Origin of the sequence: Colwellia sp. BRX8-9, assembly GCF_014077245.1 — a bacterium.
GTDB lineage: Bacteria > Pseudomonadota > Gammaproteobacteria > Enterobacterales > Alteromonadaceae > Colwellia_A.
This window is the reverse complement of record NZ_JACGVN010000033.1, coordinates 15,021-34,871: the sequence shown is the minus strand read 5'-3', so window position 1 is coordinate 34,871 and position 19,851 is coordinate 15,021. Positions and strand designations below refer to the sequence as shown.

14 protein-coding genes are annotated in these 19,851 nt (G+C 38.5%); 11 read left to right on the top strand and 3 right to left on the bottom strand.

Translation table 11 applies throughout. The annotated features are described in order from the left end of the window. The first annotated feature begins 198 nt into the window (after nt 1-198). The 11 genes from H4J70_RS19015 (at nt 199) to ribBA (ending at nt 12,697) form a co-directional block, all read left to right on the top strand. The gene (locus H4J70_RS19015) at nt 199-1,782 is read left to right on the top strand and encodes an isocitrate lyase (RefSeq protein ID WP_182202968.1); all 1,584 of its coding nucleotides are present in this window, start codon (nt 199-201) and stop codon (nt 1,780-1,782) included. Between the two features lie 909 nt (nt 1,783-2,691). Then, nucleotides 2,692-4,158: an alpha/beta fold hydrolase gene (locus tag H4J70_RS19010; protein WP_182251702.1), complete on the top strand. Its 1,467-nt coding sequence runs from the start codon at nt 2,692-2,694 to the stop codon at nt 4,156-4,158. 13 nt (nt 4,159-4,171) lie between these two features. Continuing rightward, a complete protein-coding gene (locus H4J70_RS19005; protein ID WP_182216697.1) occupies nt 4,172-4,918 on the top strand; it encodes an ATP-binding cassette domain-containing protein in 747 nt (248 codons plus the stop codon). After that, on the top strand, nt 4,915-6,078 hold the full coding sequence (locus tag H4J70_RS19000; protein ID WP_070375855.1) for an ABC transporter permease: 1,164 nt from the start codon (nt 4,915-4,917) through the stop codon (nt 6,076-6,078). Before H4J70_RS19005 ends, H4J70_RS19000 begins: the two co-directional genes overlap by 4 nt. A 32-nt stretch (nt 6,079-6,110) precedes the next feature. Then, nucleotides 6,111-6,713: an RNA polymerase sigma factor gene (locus H4J70_RS18995; protein WP_070375856.1), complete on the top strand. Its 603-nt coding sequence runs from the start codon at nt 6,111-6,113 to the stop codon at nt 6,711-6,713. Continuing rightward, on the top strand, nt 6,710-7,399 hold the full coding sequence (locus H4J70_RS18990; RefSeq protein WP_182222786.1) for a hypothetical protein: 690 nt from the start codon (nt 6,710-6,712) through the stop codon (nt 7,397-7,399). The genes H4J70_RS18995 and H4J70_RS18990 overlap by 4 nt, the downstream gene beginning before the upstream one ends. A gap of 306 nt (nt 7,400-7,705) precedes the next feature. Continuing rightward, the gene (gene glyA, locus H4J70_RS18985) at nt 7,706-8,962 is read left to right on the top strand and encodes a serine hydroxymethyltransferase (RefSeq protein ID WP_070375858.1); all 1,257 of its coding nucleotides are present in this window, start codon (nt 7,706-7,708) and stop codon (nt 8,960-8,962) included. Between the two features lie 229 nt (nt 8,963-9,191). Further along, entirely contained in the window at nt 9,192-9,647 is a 456-nt protein-coding gene (gene nrdR / locus H4J70_RS18980) for a transcriptional regulator NrdR (RefSeq protein ID WP_070375859.1), read from the top strand. Then, nucleotides 9,648-10,784, top strand: a complete 1,137-nt coding sequence (gene ribD, locus H4J70_RS18975; protein WP_182222787.1) for a bifunctional diaminohydroxyphosphoribosylaminopyrimidine deaminase/5-amino-6-(5-phosphoribosylamino)uracil reductase RibD — start codon at nt 9,648-9,650, stop codon at nt 10,782-10,784. It abuts the gene before it with no gap. Between the two features lie 55 nt (nt 10,785-10,839). Further along, on the top strand, nt 10,840-11,505 hold the full coding sequence (locus tag H4J70_RS18970) for a riboflavin synthase (protein WP_182222788.1): 666 nt from the start codon (nt 10,840-10,842) through the stop codon (nt 11,503-11,505). Between the two features lie 82 nt (nt 11,506-11,587). Next, a complete protein-coding gene (gene ribBA, locus H4J70_RS18965; protein WP_070375862.1) occupies nt 11,588-12,697 on the top strand; it encodes a bifunctional 3,4-dihydroxy-2-butanone-4-phosphate synthase/GTP cyclohydrolase II in 1,110 nt (369 codons plus the stop codon). 70 nt (nt 12,698-12,767) lie between these two features. Here ribBA and H4J70_RS18960 read toward each other — a convergent pair whose 3' ends face one another. From H4J70_RS18960 to H4J70_RS18950, 3 genes are all read right to left on the bottom strand, one after another. After that, nucleotides 12,768-14,759: a TonB-dependent siderophore receptor gene (locus tag H4J70_RS18960; RefSeq protein WP_182222789.1), complete on the bottom strand. Its 1,992-nt coding sequence runs from the start codon at nt 14,757-14,759 to the stop codon at nt 12,768-12,770. 182 nt (nt 14,760-14,941) lie between these two features. Next, complete coding sequence (locus H4J70_RS18955) at nt 14,942-16,021, bottom strand: hypothetical protein (RefSeq protein ID WP_182251701.1); 1,080 nt, start codon at nt 16,019-16,021, stop codon at nt 14,942-14,944. Between the two features lie 156 nt (nt 16,022-16,177). Then, complete coding sequence (locus tag H4J70_RS18950; RefSeq protein ID WP_182251700.1) at nt 16,178-19,813, bottom strand: hypothetical protein; 3,636 nt, start codon at nt 19,811-19,813, stop codon at nt 16,178-16,180. Nucleotides 19,814-19,851 lie beyond the last annotated feature (38 nt).

Sequence of the window (19,851 nt, the reverse complement as noted above, 5' to 3'; positions counted from 1 at the left end):
AACAAGTACAATTATTATTTGTGAGTTTGGTATTTATCTTGTGAATGGTAGTGATTGATATTATATATTTTAAGAATACTCTCAGGATGTTCTAGACTTTGTCTTGTTCGGTGTGTTTGCTTTAATTTTTACTTTTTATTTTAAGTGTTGAAGCGAACAAGACCTTTTAAAAATATTATCAGACTCTTGGAGAGTACTATGTCTAATTATCAAAATGCAATAGAAGCGGTTAAAGCGATTAAAGCAAATGCAGGTACCTCTTGGGATACTATTAATCCTGAGTCAATAGCTCGTATGAGAGCACAGAATAAATTCAAAACTGGTTTAGATATCGCTCAGTATACTGCCGACATCATGCGTCGCGATATGGATGCTTACGATGCTGATAGCTCTAAGTATACTCAGTCTTTAGGTTGCTGGCACGGTTTTGTTGGCCAACAAAAAATGATTTCTATTAAGAAACATTTTGGTGGCAAAACAGACCGTCGTTACTTATACCTTTCAGGTTGGATGGTTGCAGCACTTCGTTCAGAATTAGGTCCTCTTCCTGACCAATCAATGCACGAGAAAACATCTGTCGCTGCTTTAGTTAAAGAACTTTATACTTTTCTTCGTCAAGCCGATGCACGTGAACTCGGTGGTCTTTTTCGCGACCTAGACGCAGCAAGTGCCGCTGATAAAGCCGCTATTCAAGATAAAATTGATAACCATGTTACTCACGTTGTACCAATTATTGCTGACATCGATGCTGGTTTTGGTAATGCAGAAGCAACTTACCTTATGGCTAAGCAAATGATTGAAGCAGGCGCTTGTGCTCTTCAAATCGAAAACCAGGTTGCCGATGAAAAGCAATGTGGCCATCAAGATGGTAAAGTAACGGTTCCTCATGCAGATTTTCATTCAAAAATTCGTGCTTTACGTCATGCATTCCTTGAACTAGGTATCGACAACGGTATCATCGTTTCACGCACTGACTCTGAAGGTGCTGGCCTGACTAAAGAAATCGCGGTTGTTAAAACGCCAGGCGATCAAGGTGATATCTATAACTCTTTCTTAGATGTTGAAGAGATTGACGTAGCTGACATGGCTGAAGGCGATGTATGCTTTAACCGTGACGGTAAACTTGTTCGTCCTAAACGTTTACCTTCTGGTTTATACCAATTCCGTCAAGGTACTGGTGAAGAGCGTTGTGTTTTTGACAGCATAGAAGCAATTAAAGCGGGTGCTGATTTGTTATGGATAGAAACAGCGACACCTAACGTTGCCGATATCACAGCCATGATGGATGAAGTTCGTAAAGAAATTCCAAATGCTAAACTTGTTTACAACAACAGCCCATCGTTCAACTGGACATTAAACTTCCGCCAGCAAGCGTTTGACGCTATGGTTGCTGCGGGTGAAGATGTATCTAACTATGTACGTGCTGATTTAATGAATGTTGATTACGATACGACTGAGTTAGCTGCATCAGCAGATGACAAAATCCGTAGCTTCCAAGCTGAGACTTCACGTAAAGCTGGTATCTTCCATCACTTAATCACGCTTCCTACTTACCATACAACAGCATTGTCTGTAGATAACCTAGCTAAAGAATACTTTGGCGACGCGGCGATGCTTGGTTATGTTGAAGGTGTACAACGTAAAGAAATTCGTCAAGGTATTGCCTGTGTTAAACATCAAAACATGTCAGGCTCTGACATGGGTGATGATCACAAAGAATACTTTGCTGGTGAGAACGCGCTTAAAGCAGGTGGCGAGAACAACACCTCTAACCAGTTCTAATCACGATTAAAAACAGTTTTCTCTAGAAGTAAAAACCGAATAGCATTAAATGTTATTCGGTTTTTTTATGTATACGACTGCATGGATGCAGGAGGTAGAGCGAAGCATGGATGCCCGAGCCGAGGATGTACGGTATGTCGTGGTGCCATGGATGGCAATGAACGACGAATGTATACGACTGCATGGATGCAGGAGGTAGAGCGGAGCATGGATGCCCGAGCCGAGGATGTACGGTATGTCGTGGTGCCATGGATGGCAATGAACGACGAATGTATACGACTGCATGGATGCAGGAGGTAGAGCGAAGCATGGATGCCCGAGCCGAGGATGTACGGTATGTCGTGGTGCCATGGATGGCAATGAACGACTAATGGTCAGCATTCGTCTTGCGCACTTATCGTCATGCTGAATTTATTTCAGTATCTGTTCTTGAAGTTGCAGTAAAAGATACTAAAGCCGTCATGCTGAATTTATTTCAGTATCTGTTCTTGAAGTTGCAGTAAAAGGTACTAAAGCCGTCATACTGAATTTATTTCAGTATCTGTTCTTGAAGTTGCAGTAAAAGATCTTAAAGCCGTCATGCTGAATTTATTTCAGTATCTGTTCTTGAAGTTGCAGTAAAAGATGCTAAAGCCGTCATGCTGAATTTATTTCAGTATCTGTTCTTGAAGTTGCAGTAAAAGATACTAAAGCCGTCATGCTGAATTTATTTCAGTATCTGTTCTTGTAGTTGCAGTAAAAGATCCCGAAACCGTCATGCTATAAATCATCGATCCTTGTTTAAAATAATGCTGCTAAATGTCATTTATAAACAATCACTTAAAAATAAATGCCGCTTTATTAAAATAAACTGTAATAAAAAGTCTAAGGCTGAGACTATATGTTCGATATTTTAAAAGGAATAAAATAATGAAAATAAAATGGCAAAGCCTTTTAGCATTAAGTTTACTGAGTTTTAGCTCACTACTTTTAGCTGAAGACAATAATACACAAAATAATAATAAAGAAGTTTTAAGCTTAGAAAACTGCCACCTAAAGGGCATTAAGTCGCAAGTTCAGTGTGGCACATTACAAGTACCAGAAAATTATAGTTTACCTGAAGGTGAAAAAATAAGCGTTAATTTTGCGGTGCTGCCGGCTATTGATAGTAGTCAAAATAAAACGCCTTTAATGTTTTTAGCGGGTGGGCCAGGTCAAGCATCCGTTGAACTAGCTGCGCATATATTTAGTACTTTTGGTGAAATTAAAAAGTCGCATGACATTATTTTAGTGGATCAACGGGGTACGGGGAAATCACATCCTTTATCGTGTGATGAAAATGAAGTAAGAAACGCTTATGAAATTATTCCTGAAGACTTTTCTCCACAAGAAATCAAAGACTGTATCGCACAATTCAAAGGCGACTTAAGTCAATATAATTCAGAAAATGCTATTCGTGATTTTGATGCAGTACGCGTTGCACTCGGCCATGAAAAAATTAATATTTATGGTGGTTCTTACGGCACACGTGCGGCTTTGGTTTATATGCGCCTTTTTCCTGATGCACTTAACAGTGTCGTACTAGACAGTGTTGGTCCCATTGAAGTGCCTATTGGTACTTTTGGTCAAAGTTCCGCGCGTTCATTTAATTTATTACTCGAAAACTGCCAGCAAGATGAAAGTTGTAATAGTGCTTACCCTTCATTAAAAGATGACTTTACAGCGGTTATTGCTCGACTAGAACAAGCGCCGGTAAATCTTAAAATAGCCCATCCCCGTTTAGGTACAAAGACTGACTTCGTGTTAAGTCGTAGCAAGTTTATTAGTAATTTACGCATGCAATTATACTCTATGCAAACCCGTACTTTAGTGCCCTTGGTTATACATCAGGCTTTTTTAGGTAACTATCAACCTATGATTGGTTTAATTGCCATGTCAGAAGGGGGAATGGGTATGTATGTGGGGTTAACGTTAAATATTGTCTGTAATGAAGACTTTCCTAAAATTACTACTGAAATGTTTGCTGGCGATGCTAACAATACTTTTGGTGGCAACGACAGCCATAGTGCTTGGCTACAAGCCTGTCCGTTATGGCCTAAATATTCGGTTAGCGATGATTTCTATCAAAGTGTTACGGCTAATATCCCAACACTTATTTTATCAGGAAATTTAGATCCAGTAACACCGCCGAGTAACGGTGATGAATCTGCCAAAACCTTACCTAATAATCACCACATTGTTTCTAAAAACAGTGCACATATTGTTGCTTCAACGCCTTGCGGCATTGAAATTGTTAATGAATTTCTAACAACACTCAATCCGAATGATTTAGATGAATCGTGTTTAACTGAGTTAAAAAGTGAAACATTTATGACGCATTTAAACGGCAACCTATAAGGATATAATTATTATGATTGAAGTTAACAATTTACATAAAAGCTTTATCGATAAAAAAAACACGGTAAAAGCCCTAGATGGTTTGTCGTTTACTGCGAAAAATGGTGAGATCACCGGTATTCTAGGTCCAAATGGTGCGGGTAAAACGACTTGTTTACGTACTCTCTATGGTTTGCTAAAAGCTGATGAAGGTTCGGTATTAGTCGATGGTATTAATGTTTTAGAAGACCCTTTAGCCGTTAGGCAACGATTAGGTATCTTTCCGGATAAATTTGGTTTGTACGAACGTTTAACGGCCTATGAACAAGTGGACTACTTCGCCAGTCTTCATGGTATGCAAGGAGCGAAGAAAAAAGCGGCAATAGCGCAAATATTTAAAGATTTAGAAATGGAAGAATTAGCGCATCGTAAAACGGTCGGCTTCTCGCAAGGGCAACGGATGAAAGTCACTTTAGCTCAGGCTTTAGTGCATCAGCCGAAAAACTTTGTTCTTGATGAACCTACTCGCGGACTCGATGTAATGAGTACACGAGTTTTGCGCAATCACTTAGCCAAATTTAAAGAGAAAGGTCATTGTATTTTATTTTCATCACATGTCATGCAAGAAGTTGCTGCCTTATGTGATCGGGTAATTATTGTTTCTAATGGCAAATTAGCCGCACAAGGCACGCCACAAGAGTTATGTGATTTAGCGGGTGAAAAATTATTAGAAGATGCCTTTGTTAAATTAATTGGCTCAGATGAAGGAGTTGCCGCATGATCCAGTTTAAAGCATTACTCATTAAAGAATTAAGAGAAGCCTTTCGTGATAAACGTGCCTTGATGGTAGCGTTAAGTATGGGCTTATTCGCGCCAATAATGATTATGGTAATATCGAAAACCATGATCAAAGAAATCGTTGATAACCCCCCTATTTATGTGCAATTTACCGGCGCTGAATTTGCACCCAAATTGATTGAGAAGTTTGCCGTCAATAATATTTTACAATTTGCCGATGTACCTGAAGAAGAAAAGTACGCATGGCAAGAACGTAATATTGAAGTAGATATACCAAAAGATTTTGCTGAAAAAATGTTAGCGGGTCAGGCTATAGACGTTGTTTTACGTGCGGATTTTGGTAAAAAAGCCTCTAGTGCACCGATCCGAAGAGTCAAAGAAGTGGTACGAGAATACTCACTTGCTATCGGTTATAAGCGTTTACTGGTCAGGGGAGTTGATATTAATTTATTACAACCTATTGTTCTGCAAGAACAAGATACAGCACTTCCAACCAGCAATGCAGTGATGGTCTCGATGTTTTTAGGTATCTATTTATTGATGGGCGCTTTTGTTTCAGGGCTATCAATTGCCATTGACTCGAGTGCGGGTGAGCGGGAACGTAATGTTTTAGAGATGCTACTATGTCAGCCGGTCAGTACCCTTAAAATAGTGTTGGCAAAAATGACTTGTGCCAGTTCTATTTCAGTATTGTCTATTGTTATCATGTTGGTATTAACCACCGTTTCTGTTGGCTTTATTGATCTCACTAAAATAGGGGCAACCTTTAGTTTAAATGCCTTTAGTATTGCGGCCTTATTACTACTACTTATTCCACTATGTTTTTTTGCAACGGCTTTACAATTATTCTTTTCGTTTCAAGCGAAAAGTTTTAAAGAAGCGCAGTCAACCGTCTCTATGCTAATTATGCTTCCTGCTATGGTACCGTTTGCCATTATGATGATTGATGATAAGCCTGAATGGGTGAATTGGTTACCTATTTCAGGACAATCAATGTTGATGGAAGATGTTTTTAAGGGCTTACCTGTCGATTGGACTGTGCTTGCAAGTACCACCGCAATTACGGTGGGGATGACAGTGGCATTAGTGCTGGCACTCGCACAAAAATTAAAATCAGAAAAAGTGGTGATGTCATTAAGTTAATCTTTATGACAATACGCTGAGTTGGTATTAAGATGAATAACTCGATAGAATTAACATTACAGCAACAAGACCGCTTTCAAACGGCGTATCAACATATATTGAGTTATTCTTTGAAACGTACTGCAAATTATCAGCAAACATTCACCCAATGGATGACAGAGTATGAAAAATTACTCCGTCATATCATTACCGGATTTGAAGCAAAACCGTCAATTCAAGATGAGCTTTTTCAAGAAATAGCCCTCAATCTTTGGCGGGCACTACCTAGCTTTAGAAATGACTGTACGGTAAAAACTTTTGTCGCTCGTATTGCTCATAATGTTTTAGCTACGCATGTTGCCAAAGCAGTAAAAAGTGTCAAGGTAGAGCAAAGTATTGATGATATTTGCCAAGAGACAGAGCAAGATAAAATTCAACCTACACCCCATCAGAGCTTAGAAAAACAACGTAGACAACAACGTTTAGCTCAATCTATTAGGCAACTTAAACTTGAACAACAGCAAGTGATCACCTTAGCGCTCGAAGGCATGAGTTATCAAGAAATTGCCGATATTTTAGTGATATCCGTTAATCTTGTTGGTGTGCGTTTACAACGCGCAAAAATCGCTTTGAGTAAGTTAATGGAGGCGGTATGAACGAAGAAGATTCCCTGTTACATAAAAAAAGTAAAGTGATTTTATCTACTCAAAGTCAAGCTGAGGCGATACTTGATGTTGCAACTTTACCCAAGAATAAAGCGACTAAACCACTCGATAGTTCGGTAATTGATGAACAATGGGCGCAGATGAGCCAAGACTGGCAAAGCCAACCTATTATTAAAACCGATATTAACCGTTTACTTAAACAAACAAAGCAAAGAACTGTGTGGGCTAAATCTTTATTAGTCATAGATATTATGGCTACGTTGGCTATGTTGTTTGTAGCTAGCTATATGTGGCTCAGTGGCTCGAAAGATCAAGCAACCATTATTTACTTAGGTGGTGGTGGCATTCTTTCCATTATTTTTGTAATATTTGCCATTAAAGCTCGTTTATCGGCATGGAAAATAAATTGTGGAAGTCCTGATAAAGCAATTGAACATGCCATTCTCGGTTGTCAGTCGTCTATTAGCTACATCAAGTTAATAAAGTTCTCTTGTCTCATTATTGGGCCCTTTGCCAATTGGTATGTTTTTGCTGTCACCGAGCAATTAGAAAAATCGCCCATTGTTGGTCTAGCTATTTTGAATATATTTCTGGTGAGTATTTGGCTTGTCAGTCAGTCTTTTTATATAAAAAGGCAAGAAGAGTTAAAACAACTAAATGATATTTTAATAAAATAAATATTGGTTATTTCTTAATAAGATAGATTATATTTTGTTTTTCTGCTTTATTTCTGTTTTAAATTTCTTGTTATTGCTTTTTTTCTTCGTTATATTCTATTTGCTGTTAACGTTGATCAAAGCTGTAAAAGTTTTTATCGATAATAACAGCAACACTCTTGGCATATTAGATTACTAAATGAGCTAAAGCTTGTACCTTTATCCGTGTACAACTGAGCTGATTTCAGGCAATATACGCCGCATAAATTTTGCTATCCATTAGACAATTGTCTGTAACAGCTAAGGCTGAATAATTGAGGAAAAACCATGTTTACACGTGATATGAATATTGCTGATTTTGACCCGGAACTTTATCAAGCGATGAGCAATGAGAAAGTTCGCCAAGAAGAGCACATCGAACTTATTGCTTCAGAAAATTACTGTAGCCCGCGTGTTCTTGAAGCACAAGGTTCTCAATTAACTAATAAATATGCTGAAGGTTACCCAGGCAAACGTTACTACGGTGGTTGTGAATTCGTAGATATCGCTGAGCAATTAGCCATAGACCGTGCAAAAGAATTATTTGGCGCAACTTACGCGAACGTGCAACCTCATGCTGGTTCTCAAGCTAATGCTGCAGTTTTTCAAGCGCTTGTTACTCCAGGTGGTAAAGTGTTAGGAATGAGTTTAGCGCACGGTGGTCATTTAACGCATGGTTCTCATGTTAGTTTTTCTGGCAAGTCTTACGAAGCATTTCAATACGGTCTTCACCCAGAAACAGGTGACATAGATTACGAAGAAATGGAACGTTTAGCACAAGAACATAAACCAGAAATGATCATTGGTGGTTTTTCTGCTTTCTCTGGTGTTGTTGATTGGGCACGTATGCGTAAAATCGCAGACGGTGTTGGCGCATACTTTTTCGTTGATATGGCTCATGTTGCTGGTTTAATTGCCGCCGGTTTATATCCAAACCCAGTGCCACATGCGCATGTTGTTACTACAACTACTCATAAAACATTAGCCGGTCCTCGTGGCGGTTTAATTATTTCGGGTTGTGATGATGAAGCTATCTATAAAAAATTAAACTCTGCTGTTTTCCCAGGTGGCCAAGGTGGCCCATTAATGCACATTATTGCAGCTAAAGCGGTTGCATTTAAAGAAGCATTAGAGCCTGAGTTTAAAGTTTATCAACAGAATGTTTTAGACAATGCTAAAGCTATGGTTGCTGTTCTTCAGGAACGCGGTTACAAAGTTGTTTCTAACGGCACTGAAAACCACTTATTGTTACTTGACTTAATTGATAAAGATATTACAGGTAAAGATGCTGATGCTGCATTAGGCCGTGCCCATATTACGGTAAATAAAAACTCAGTACCTAACGACCCACGTTCTCCGTTTGTAACTTCTGGTTTACGTTTAGGTACTCCGGCTATTACGCGTCGTGGTTTTGGCGTTGTTGAAACTCAAGCATTAACGGGTTGGATTTGTGATATTTTAGACGATATCAACAATGAACAGACGGTTACTGATGTTAAAGCCAGTGTTAAAGAACTTTGTTCACGCTTCCCTGTATACGCGTAAATTAAGCTAACGACTTTAGTGTCTTAAGCGATATAGCTGTGGCGCTTAAAGTCTAATGGGAAAAGCTATAAATAAGTTAATGTAACAATAGCTTAATTAGACTAAAATGGCCGCATTAGCGGCCATTATTGTTTCTGTCAATTAAACAGAGCTATGTGTCGAAAGTACCGAGTCCATTAAGATAAAAATATACTTATTGGGATTGGTATAACCTTTTTTGGAGCTTTCCATGTATTGTCCTTTTTGTAGAGCCTTAGATACCAAAGTCATTGACTCTCGTTTGGTCTCTGACGGTCATCAAGTTCGCCGTCGCCGCGAATGTCTAGCCTGTCATGAGCGCTACACTACCTTTGAAACTGCTGAGTTAGTTATGCCACGTATTATTAAAAATGATGGTTCACGTGAGCCTTTCAATGAAGATAAAATGCGTAATGGTTTAGTGCGAGCACTCGAAAAACGTCCGGTGAGTGTCGAGCAAGTCGAACTATCGATTAATAAAGTCAAATCAAAGCTACGTGCCACTGGTGAGCGAGAAGTATCGAGTGAGTTGCTTGGTAATATCATCATGGAACAATTAAAAGAATTAGATAAAGTCGCTTATGTGCGTTTTGCCTCGGTTTATCGCTCTTTTGAAGATATTCGCGAATTTAGTGAAGAAATTGCGCGCTTAGGTAATGAAAAATAGATGAAAGAATTTTCAGCTGAAGATTACCGTTTTATGCAACGGGCTATAATGCTTGCCAAACAAGGACATTATACCACCTCGCCTAATCCGCGCGTTGGTTGTGTTTTGGTAAAAGATGGTAAAATTGTCGGAGAAGGTTTTCATCAAAAAGCGGGTGAAGGCCATGCTGAAGTTAACGCGTTAGCAATGGCGGGTAAAAATGCGCAAGGTGCAACCGCTTATGTAACACTTGAGCCTTGTAGTCATTATGGGTTAACGCCACCCTGTGCTAAAGGACTTATTCTTGCCGGTATTAAACATGTCATAGCGGCGATGGTTGATCCAAATCCTAAAGTTGCTGGTAATGGTTTAAAAATGTTAGCACAAGCGGAAATATCTTCGCAACACGGTTTATTGAGACAAGCGGCTGAAGATTTAAATGTTGGTTTTATCAAACAAATGACCACAGGTTTGCCCTACGTCCGTTGTAAATTAGCGGCGAGTTTAGATGGAAAAACCGCGATGAAAAATGGTGAAAGTAAATGGATTACTTCGCCTCAAGCTCGACAAGATGTTCAGCGTTTACGCGCACAAAGTTGTGCGATTATCAGTGGTGCTGACAGTATATTAACCGATAATGCAAAAATGACGGTACGTTGGTCTGAGCTAGGGGAATTAAAAGATAGTTATCAAGAGGAAGACGTTAGGCAACCGATAAGAGTGATTATAGATACAAAAAATCGCTTAACGCCTAACTTAGCTTTATTTAATGAGCACAGCCCAATAATTTTAATTCGTCGTACCATTGAAAACATTCATCAATGGCCTCATTTTGTAAAGCAGGTGGTTTTACCTGTAGTCAATACATTAGCTAATGAACAACAGATTGACTTACATGCATTACTTCAATATTTAGCTAAGCTAAATTTAAATGATGTACTCATTGAGTCAGGTGCTCGATTAGCGGGTGCTTTTATTGAACAAAATTTAGTCGATGAATTGATTTTATATCAAGCCCCTAAATTGATGGGTGCAGACAGTAAAAGCTTAGTGAATATGACAAGCATTGAAAGCTTGAGCCAAGCAAAAGAACTAAATATAATTGATTTACGTATGATCGGCAAAGATATCCGTATTATTGCTAAACTTTTACCGTAAAATTTTAGTATGGTGTTGAGTTTTACTTGACCTAAAAATGACTTAAAGAGTGATTATGTTCACAGGAATAATTGAAGCAGTTGGTAGCATTCAAGCGATAAACATTACTGGACAGGGTGCAAGAATTGTTATTTCCACCGGTTTATTAGATATGAGTGATGTTAAATTAGGTGATTCAATAGCGACCAATGGCATTTGTTTAACCGTTGTCGCTTTTGACTCATCAACTTATAGTGCCGATGTTTCTAATGAAACCTTACAGCGTACTGGCTTTGTTGATTATCAAACAGGGCAGGCTGTTAATTTAGAAAAAGCCATGTTACCCACCACTCGTTTTGGCGGACATATGGTGTCTGGCCATGTCGATGCTGTGGTTGTAATAACCTCGATTGAACATAATGGTAATAGCCTAGAATACTGGCTTGAAATGCCAAGTGATTTAGCGCCATACATTGCCGAAAAAGGCTCTATCACAATTGACGGCACGAGCTTAACAGTTAACAGTGTCACCGATGATAAATTTCGTCTAACGATCGTTCCTCACACTAACGCGCAAACCATTATTGCTCAATATAAAGCGGGCACTAAAGTCAATTTAGAAGTTGACTTAATCGCCCGTTATATCGAAAGGCTATTAACAAAAAAAGCCGCTAGCACGGCCGAGCACCATAGTTCTGGTGTGACTCATGAACTATTAGCACGTAACGGTTTTATGAAGTAAACAAACAAGGTGGCGTTTGTATATCAAGCGCACTATTGTATTCCTCAAAATTATGAAAAAAAATTAAATAAAAGAGATGATCATGAATTTAAATACCCCACAAGAAATTATTGACGATATTGCTCAAGGTAAAATGGTCATTTTGATGGACGATGAAGACAGAGAAAATGAAGGTGACTTCATTATGGCTGCTGAAAAAGTAACCCCCGAAGCCATTAATTTTATGGCGACTCACGGTCGTGGTTTAATTTGTATGCCGATGACGGTTGAAAAATGCCAGCAGCTCAAGTTACCTTTGATGGTTGAAAAAAATGACGCTCAATTTAGCACTAATTTTACTGTGTCAATTGAGGCCGCTCAAGGAGTAACTACCGGGATTTCTGCTGGCGATCGTGCAACGACTGTATTAGCTGCTGTTGCCAAAGATGCTAATCATTTAAGTATTGTTCAGCCGGGGCATATTTTTCCATTAATAGCCAAAGATGGAGGTGTATTAAATCGCGCAGGCCATACGGAAGCTGGAACCGATTTAGCGCGTTTAGCGGGTTTAGAGCCTGCCGCCGTTATTGTTGAAATACTCAATGAAGACGGTACTATGGCGCGCCGCCCAGACTTAGAAATTATTGCTGAAAAGCATGATTTAAAGATGGGCACCATTGCCGACTTAATTGAATATAGAAATGCTAATGAGACCACTATTGAACGTGTCTCTCAATGTAAGTTACCAACAGCCTTTGGAGAATTCGATTTAACAGTATTTAAAGACACCATTGATGGACAGGCGCACTTTGCCCTAACTAAAGGTGAGATTAAAGCTGACGAACCAACACTAGTTCGTGTTCATCTAGAAAATACCTTTAGAGATTTATTATTTAGCCAACGTGAGAGTGTTGCTCAATGGCCAATGGCTAATGCTTTAGAAAAAATTGCCAAAGAAGGCGGTGTTTTAGTACTTTTAGGTAAGCATGAATCTACTGCGGAGTTAATTTCTCAAGTTGAAAAGTATGCAAAAATTGATGCGGGTGAAGTTGTTAATGAAATAAAGCGTCATGTTGGCTCTCGTAACGTTGGCGTAGGCTCACAAATCCTTTCTAACTTAGGTGTTAGTAAGATGCGCTTGTTAAGTTCACAAACTAAGTATCATTCGTTATCAGGATTTGGTCTTGAAGTTGTTGAATATATAGCGGAATAATTAACGTTAGTCCGAGTTTGTTCATCTATAGAAATATTTTTATAGATGAACATTTAAGCTTGTGATTACGTTAAAATTGATAGCGATAACTCACTGATATTTCTCTGCCTTTTCCTGGTACTTCACCGTTAAATACTCTTGGGTCGAAGACAACATAATCTTTATCCAGTAAATTTTGCGCAATTAATGAAAGTTGCTGTTTTTTATCAAGCTCATAAGTGACTTTACCTGAAATTAAAAAATACTGTTTTTGTATAAAACGGACATCATTAATTGGAGGTAGTGTTACTTCATCTCGCCAAATACCATTAACATTGAATTTCCATTGTCCTGACTTATAGCTTAAATTGGCGCTACCAAAGTGTTTAAAACTCTCGTTAATGGGGTCATCAAAGAGATGGGTGTAATTGATTGAAAAACGTAATTTTGGCGTTAATTCAACACTGGCACTGCTTTCCAAACCACTAATTTCCATATCAACATGGTTAACAAAAGTAAATTGTGCGTCGCCATCGTCAGGAACCTTATTTATAAAGTCTCGTAAATCATTATGAAAAAAGACCAGTTCACTGGAAAAATCATTATGTTGATATATCCAAACGAGCTCTGTTGTTTTGACAAACTCTGAGGATAAATTAGGGTTGCCGTTAGTCACACTGTCATTTGAATAAAGTTCGTTGTTTACCGGAGTACGAAATGACTCACCATATTGCAGTTTTAAGCTATGGTTTTTATTGGCTTGCCAAACGGCTGCGGCACGCGGTGACAGTTTATGATCAATATCTATCACATTGTCATACCTAGCCCCTAAAAATAAACTAATATTATTGGCGACTTGCCACTTGAGTTGACTGTAAATTCCATGCATTTCTTGGGCTTGGTTTAACGCTTTTGTTTCAGGCATCACAGCGATAGCGACAATTTTGTCGAGATAGTTTTCATCACTAACGATAATCCGCTCTTGCTGATAATCATAGTAAGTGACGGCGTTACCCGATTGAAATTGATTAGCGCGGCGATATTCAACCCCAGAATTGAGATGAATACGTGGATTAACTATCCAACTGTGATCTAGGTTTACATCGCTTGATTGAGTGCGCCAAAAGGGCCCCACCAAAAAATCATTTTCGATAAGGCCAGACTCTTTTGCTAAGGCCATCCCAGCAGACTTGATTTCAAAGAGGCTATAAGACGCCTTAATCTCTAGCTGATGCTTGTCATTGTGCCATATCTTACTTTTACCCGATATTGAAAAGCTTTCACTGGTGTGGATATTATCGACAGAATAGCCACCAAGATTAATAAATTCATCGAGTTCATTTTCGCTGTAGCGGATGTTAAGTTTATTATTTTTATAGTGTGCACCGAGTTCTAAATAGGTATTACTATAGGGGTCTTTAACTTGGCGATTCAATGGTGAGGTATATTGATGGCCATTAGACTTCTCAATCGAAATATTACTGTGTAAACGTAAGTTTTTAGAGAGCGACTTTTGCCAGCTAGAGGAAAGTTGCTGATAACCTTTTTCACCTATACTTACTTTAAGCTGCTTAACTGATTGTTGAGTAATTATATTTAACACACCTAAAAAAGCATTGCTGCCATAAAGCGCTGAGCCAGGACCTCGAATAACTTCAATACGTTCAATAATATCAATGGGAATATGGGGGGTATAAACGGAAGCTTTACCAAAGGAAACTTCATTAAGTCGTTCGCCATTGAGCATAACAAGAATATAACCATTGTCTAAATAAACGCCACGTGCATGTTCTTTCGGGACTGCTCCCACCCAATCACCACGAGTCATTTGAAAGCCAGGAACAAAATTCATCACATCATAGGCATTTTTCACCCCTAATGATTCAATATCAGTGCGTTCAAAGACCGTGATTGTTGAAGGTACTGTTAGAACAGTTTCTTCAGTTTTTGTCGCTAAACTAATACGTACTTGCATTAGTTCTTTTATGCTGAGATCAAAGATGTCTTTTTCAACGACAGCAGCAAAACTACTATTAAGGGGTACAATGAAAAGACAGCTAATAATCCAAACGAAAATTTTCATATAAATTAAAAAATTAATAGCTTTGTCATTAAATTAGTTGGTTCTCCCGTGCAATGCAAGCGAAAAGCGACATCACTTCAGCCACCAGCTAACTTTAGAAGTGAAAGTCGAGATTAAAGGCTAAATTTAGCTGTATTTTCAAAGTAAGCTAAAAGTTATATGGCTTTAGCCACTGGCTAGTTTTAGAAGCGATAGTAGAGATTAAAGCCTAAATTTAGTAACATTGCCTGTTCTATTTTAAGACTGTCAATCGCAAAGGTAACTGAAAGCCAGTCATTTTTATATTGGATTTCTGGGGCGGTATTTTCAATATCAAATGAAATCCGTGTTGATGAATTTTCGTGTGCGATATCGAATCCTAAATAATAAAAATTTTGCTCGCCCTGTCTTTTATAACGCGCTAGATAACTTATTTGCTCGCTGTGATGATAAAAACCGATAAAGCTTAATTGTTTAGGTAACTTAAACTGATGTTTGCTGGTTGTTTCTTTACCACGATAAACAGGTAAGTAGGCGACCCCGCCAACACTATTAATAAAAGTACCATCGGTATCTATGTTGCCCGCACTAAAGCCAGATTCGTCAACGGTAAAATGGTTATAGATATCTTTTAAGTCAGCGTTAATAGATAAGTATTGGTTTAGCTGCCAACGTAAATGAATATCAATCGTTATACCTGTGCCATCGGCATCCCAATCGTTACTGTTGCGGCGCTTTAAAAAATTATTGGCAGTATAAAACTCATCTAATTGTGCAATGGCAGATATATTGCCATTAAGATCACTAGCAAGGGTACCCGTTAAGTTAGACTCCCTCGTGACATTTAAGTCCCAATAACCGAGACGTATTTCACTACTAAAGTTTTCAAATTCATATTTATAGCCGATACGTAAACCATTACTACGCTGATGGAATAACTTTAATGCGATATGATATTTTTCTTGTGTGTCGAGTGCTAAATCGTTTTTGTCTAAATAGAATACTTTTGCTGTATCAGGATTTGAATAAACAAAATAATCATAGCGTTCTGCAACACTCAATGACAAGTGCTGCCAATAACTGCTCATACCCACTTCATTTTGTGTAAAACCGTCACTGGCATTTTTTTCTGGTGATTGTCGCCAGTTGTCAGTAATCAGTTGCTTAACGGGTAAAATATTACTAAATGATTGGCTTGTGGTAAATACTTCAATTTTTGTTGAAGCTTGAGAAAAAGTGGATAAAAATATCAATAGTAATAAAAATAAATAATTAACGTTCATTAACTTCCTTAAGTTCTAGCCGTGTTTTCCATGATATTTATTGTAGTTAAACACAGTTTAAGTTTAATAAAACAACTTAACTTATAAGTAAAAAAATACCAGTCACACACATGACTGGTATTTTATCTCTACTCTTTGTTTAGCTAATGATGGAGGTTATAATGTTTCGGTTGTTTCATCGGTAAATACAAACCAAATAACACCATCACGATCTTCTATATCAGCAACTTTAGTTGCTGAAGAACCTACTACAATACTACCAATAACATCGGATGTTGAATCTTCCACATCATTCATTATGAGTAATACACCTTCGCTGTTATTTACACTAAAAGAGCCTTCTTCATCAGTTTTCATATGGGCAACAAACTTACGCATATTCTCATCGCCAGGCAATTTGTAACTCATTTCAAGATCGAACTTACCGTCATCAAAAGCGGTACGTTGACCTGATAGCATTAAGTTTACTTGGTAATCACCTAAAGTTGCTTCTAATGAGAGCGCAGCACTTAAATCTAAGAAAACATCTTCGTTTTCTAATGATTCATCACTATCTGGATGCGTGTTAACACCAGAAAAGGTTGTACTACCTATAACTATTGAAGCAATATCTTCGGTTGATAGTTCTGCTTCCACTGAACCTACACCGTCGATATATGTTGTTAAGTAAGATCCTCTTCCATTCACTATAAACTGCTTATAAGCTTCTAAAGCATTTGTTGTTGAAAAAGGATTAAAAGGTATCTGCCAATGAAGTTCAGCACTCTCCCAAGTATCAAATGCATAAAAAGGATTCTCTATTAAAGCGATACCATCTTCATCAACTAATACGCCTTCTTCATTGATGTAATCGCTATATGTGTATGATTGAGTAAAGTAATCAGCTAAACCATCATTATTTTCATCAATAGGAGTGATTCGAACTAATAGATAAAACTCATCGTCTATACCAAAAGAAGCGTGTCGGTTTATTAATAGCTCTTCTACATCTAAATCAACATCATTCGTTGAAAAAGTTCTTATATCTGTAACCTCGTCTCCGATATTACTTGTTACATGGCGAGTAAAGGTAAAGTTAGCCGTGTTCGTATAATCAACACCATAGACTCGAGTATAAGTATCGTCTTTTACAGTAACTGTGTTGCTGTCATCACTCACCGTTATTGTAAATACATCTTCAATTGGCAAACTCGAAGTAATATTTGCAGCAATTACTGTGACCCCCCCTTCAGCGATTGCAGAATAATCATTATCGCTAAAGAAAACTGATGCACGAGCACCTGTCGTTAAGTTAGTTTCAAGTTCATTACGTTCAAATGCTTTAATCTCAAATATAAATGCATCTGCTGCATTCGCTATTGAAGCGGGATACATTCTATGTGCTTCCATTAACTCTTCAAATGTATCATAGCTACTTGAGCCCCATTCAGGTGTTACTAAATCATGAACTTCACCCTCATTATTAACTAAAGCGTAATCGTCATTGATTATAGAACCCGAATAGCCTTTCCAAGTGTAACTATCAGCAACGCCATCACCATTATCATCATTTGGAGTAACTGTTTCGAAGAAAGCCCATTCGTCTAAATTGGTTGCAGTATCAAAGCCAGCCATTGTGCCATATGTTCGAGGAATTCGTGTTGTAGTGTTGACTCGATGTGGTGTTTCAGTAGATTGATCTGGATTCCAAATTGTTTCTTCGCTACTCCAAGCACCTTGTGTGTCATGAGAGGTAAAAACAAAAGTATAATCGACAGGTTGAGACATTAACTCTGAAGATATTGCATTCAGAGTGTTTTTATCATCAGATACGGTAATCGTATACATATCGGCAACCGGAGCGCCAATGTATTTAAATTCAGGAGCTTCGTAATTTTCTAAGTTTTTAATGTTAACAGTTAAAGTTGCTCTAATTAAGTTACCTTCTAACGAGCTAAACCCACCACTTAAGGTTAGCATTTCTGGAAGAATATTAGTTTCGGTACTCTTTAAGTATCGATCAACTTCACGCACAGGGTTACCATTTTCATCCCTAATAATTATGTAATTTTCATCTCTTGCATATTGTTCAACTGCATCTAAAACATGTGATTTAACCGGCTTTAGCTTAGTTTTAATCATGCCAGTAAAAGCGACGGGGTCTATTACTGTATCACTTGCTTTTTGTTCTAAGATAACTTCAAGCGATAACTCACCAGAGGTTATTTCTCCTGCGTAGGTATCATCTTCAAGTAAGGTTCGAGTGATCGCACTATCAAGGTTAACTTTTGCGAAGCTACCTTGAGTTAACGATAGCATGGCACCCGCTGATTCAATTGAACCATCAAGGTTTAAAACAATGCTCAAGCCGTCTTCAGCAAAAACAGCAGAAGCATTTAAGCTGATTTTTTCACTACCTGAAGTGGCACTGATTTTAAATAATATGCCGCCATTAGCCGTTTCTTCATCAAGCGTTATAGAACCTACCGCACCATCAATACTCAAAAATGGGCCTATTGGGAAGGTTCCCTCCGTAATGGTGCCTGCTTCATACCTTATGCCCATTTCTGATAAGGCGTCGGTAACGTCTGCTAGTAATAAAAAGCTCGCTGCTTCAGCCTCAACCATTAAACCAGCACTATCAATGAGTTCGATGTACTTGTCGCCTTCGGTAGTTACACCGGTATTGGCTTCTTTACCCACTTCAAATAGATGACTAAAGAGACGCACATCAGCAACCATAGCTTTTGCTTTAGCAATAGCATCACCTGTTGTTGGTACTTCCGTTTCAGGCTCACTGCGGCCATCTTCATCTTCATTGGCCTCTTCATATTCTGATTGATTTTCTAAGGTGATTTCTTGTTGGTCAAGCTCGCCCAGTATTTCACTGTTATCTTGGCTTGATAATATTGGATCTGCAGCTATCGCTTGAGCTGCAGCAGCTGCGACATCGCCAGCACTATCAAGAACTTCAACTAAAGACAGTTCAAAACCTTCATCGTTATCATCTTGATGTACCAGTAATGCGCCATTGTGTTCGACTATATCTTCAATAACATCGGCTAATCTATTTGATAGAACACCCGTAGCATTTTCTTGGCCGGCAAACAAAACAGACATAATGCCAGCATTGATCAAGCCGTAGCGTAACTCATTAACATTATCTTCACCTGCAACACTGGCTGCATTTTCGACAGCCGTTGGCTCAAGTGCCGTTAAACTGCCCATAATATTAAAAGCATTGGCAATAATAGAAGAGTGCGCTTGTATTGTTGTTTCACTAACTCCGCTTTCATCGGCTTCTATAAGTGCTGCGGCTAAATGGGTGAGAGCTGATATATTTACATTTGCGGTCCCTGCATTATCACTCCCTACGGTTGAAATCGCTGATAAGACTAAGGTTGGATCAACAGTGGCTAGTGCTATTGGGGCGCCATGGGCTAATTGACCACAACCTGCAGGAGCATCACATATCATCGTGGTGTTTTCACCTACAGATAATTCTACTTTGATAGCGCCGTCGTAATCTAAAAGAGTAATGGTATAGCTGCCATCATCTTCAGTAATAATTGAAGATGCAGCTAACTCGTCATCTTCAAGTTTAACCGCTTTTCCGTCAACGTATTTATAAACAGTAACCACAGCGTTTGCTATTGTGCCTTTTATCGCTTTACCTTTGACAACGGTTTGTATGAGGACTGGAGCAGGTGGTGGTGCTATTGTAGGGGGTTTAGTACTAGAGCTACTGGAGCCACCACAAGCGGTGAGGGCTGAAATTAGCGCAAGAGAAATAATATTTTGAGTGAATTTCATTAAATAATCCTTATTCATATATGAGAAATATATCACGT

What these genes read in the sequence shown, in the direction of transcription:
- H4J70_RS18950 (WP_182251700.1), bottom strand. Translation starts at nt 19,813, where the DNA reads ATGAAATTCACTCAAAATATTATTTCTCTTGCGCTAATTTCAGCCCTC.
- H4J70_RS19005 (WP_182216697.1), top strand. Translation starts at nt 4,172, where the DNA reads ATGATTGAAGTTAACAATTTACATAAAAGCTTTATCGATAAAAAAAAC.
- H4J70_RS18990 (WP_182222786.1), top strand. Translation starts at nt 6,710, where the DNA reads ATGAACGAAGAAGATTCCCTGTTACATAAAAAAAGTAAAGTGATTTTA.
- nrdR (WP_070375859.1), top strand. Translation starts at nt 9,192, where the DNA reads ATGTATTGTCCTTTTTGTAGAGCCTTAGATACCAAAGTCATTGACTCT.
- H4J70_RS18970 (WP_182222788.1), top strand. Translation starts at nt 10,840, where the DNA reads ATGTTCACAGGAATAATTGAAGCAGTTGGTAGCATTCAAGCGATAAAC.
- ribBA (WP_070375862.1), top strand. Translation starts at nt 11,588, where the DNA reads ATGAATTTAAATACCCCACAAGAAATTATTGACGATATTGCTCAAGGT.
- H4J70_RS18995 (WP_070375856.1), top strand. Translation starts at nt 6,111, where the DNA reads ATGAATAACTCGATAGAATTAACATTACAGCAACAAGACCGCTTTCAA.
- ribD (WP_182222787.1), top strand. Translation starts at nt 9,648, where the DNA reads ATGAAAGAATTTTCAGCTGAAGATTACCGTTTTATGCAACGGGCTATA.
- glyA (WP_070375858.1), top strand. Translation starts at nt 7,706, where the DNA reads ATGTTTACACGTGATATGAATATTGCTGATTTTGACCCGGAACTTTAT.
- H4J70_RS19010 (WP_182251702.1), top strand. Translation starts at nt 2,692, where the DNA reads ATGAAAATAAAATGGCAAAGCCTTTTAGCATTAAGTTTACTGAGTTTT.
- H4J70_RS18955 (WP_182251701.1), bottom strand. Translation starts at nt 16,021, where the DNA reads ATGAACGTTAATTATTTATTTTTATTACTATTGATATTTTTATCCACT.
- H4J70_RS18960 (WP_182222789.1), bottom strand. Translation starts at nt 14,759, where the DNA reads ATGAAAATTTTCGTTTGGATTATTAGCTGTCTTTTCATTGTACCCCTT.
- H4J70_RS19015 (WP_182202968.1), top strand. Translation starts at nt 199, where the DNA reads ATGTCTAATTATCAAAATGCAATAGAAGCGGTTAAAGCGATTAAAGCA.
- H4J70_RS19000 (WP_070375855.1), top strand. Translation starts at nt 4,915, where the DNA reads ATGATCCAGTTTAAAGCATTACTCATTAAAGAATTAAGAGAAGCCTTT.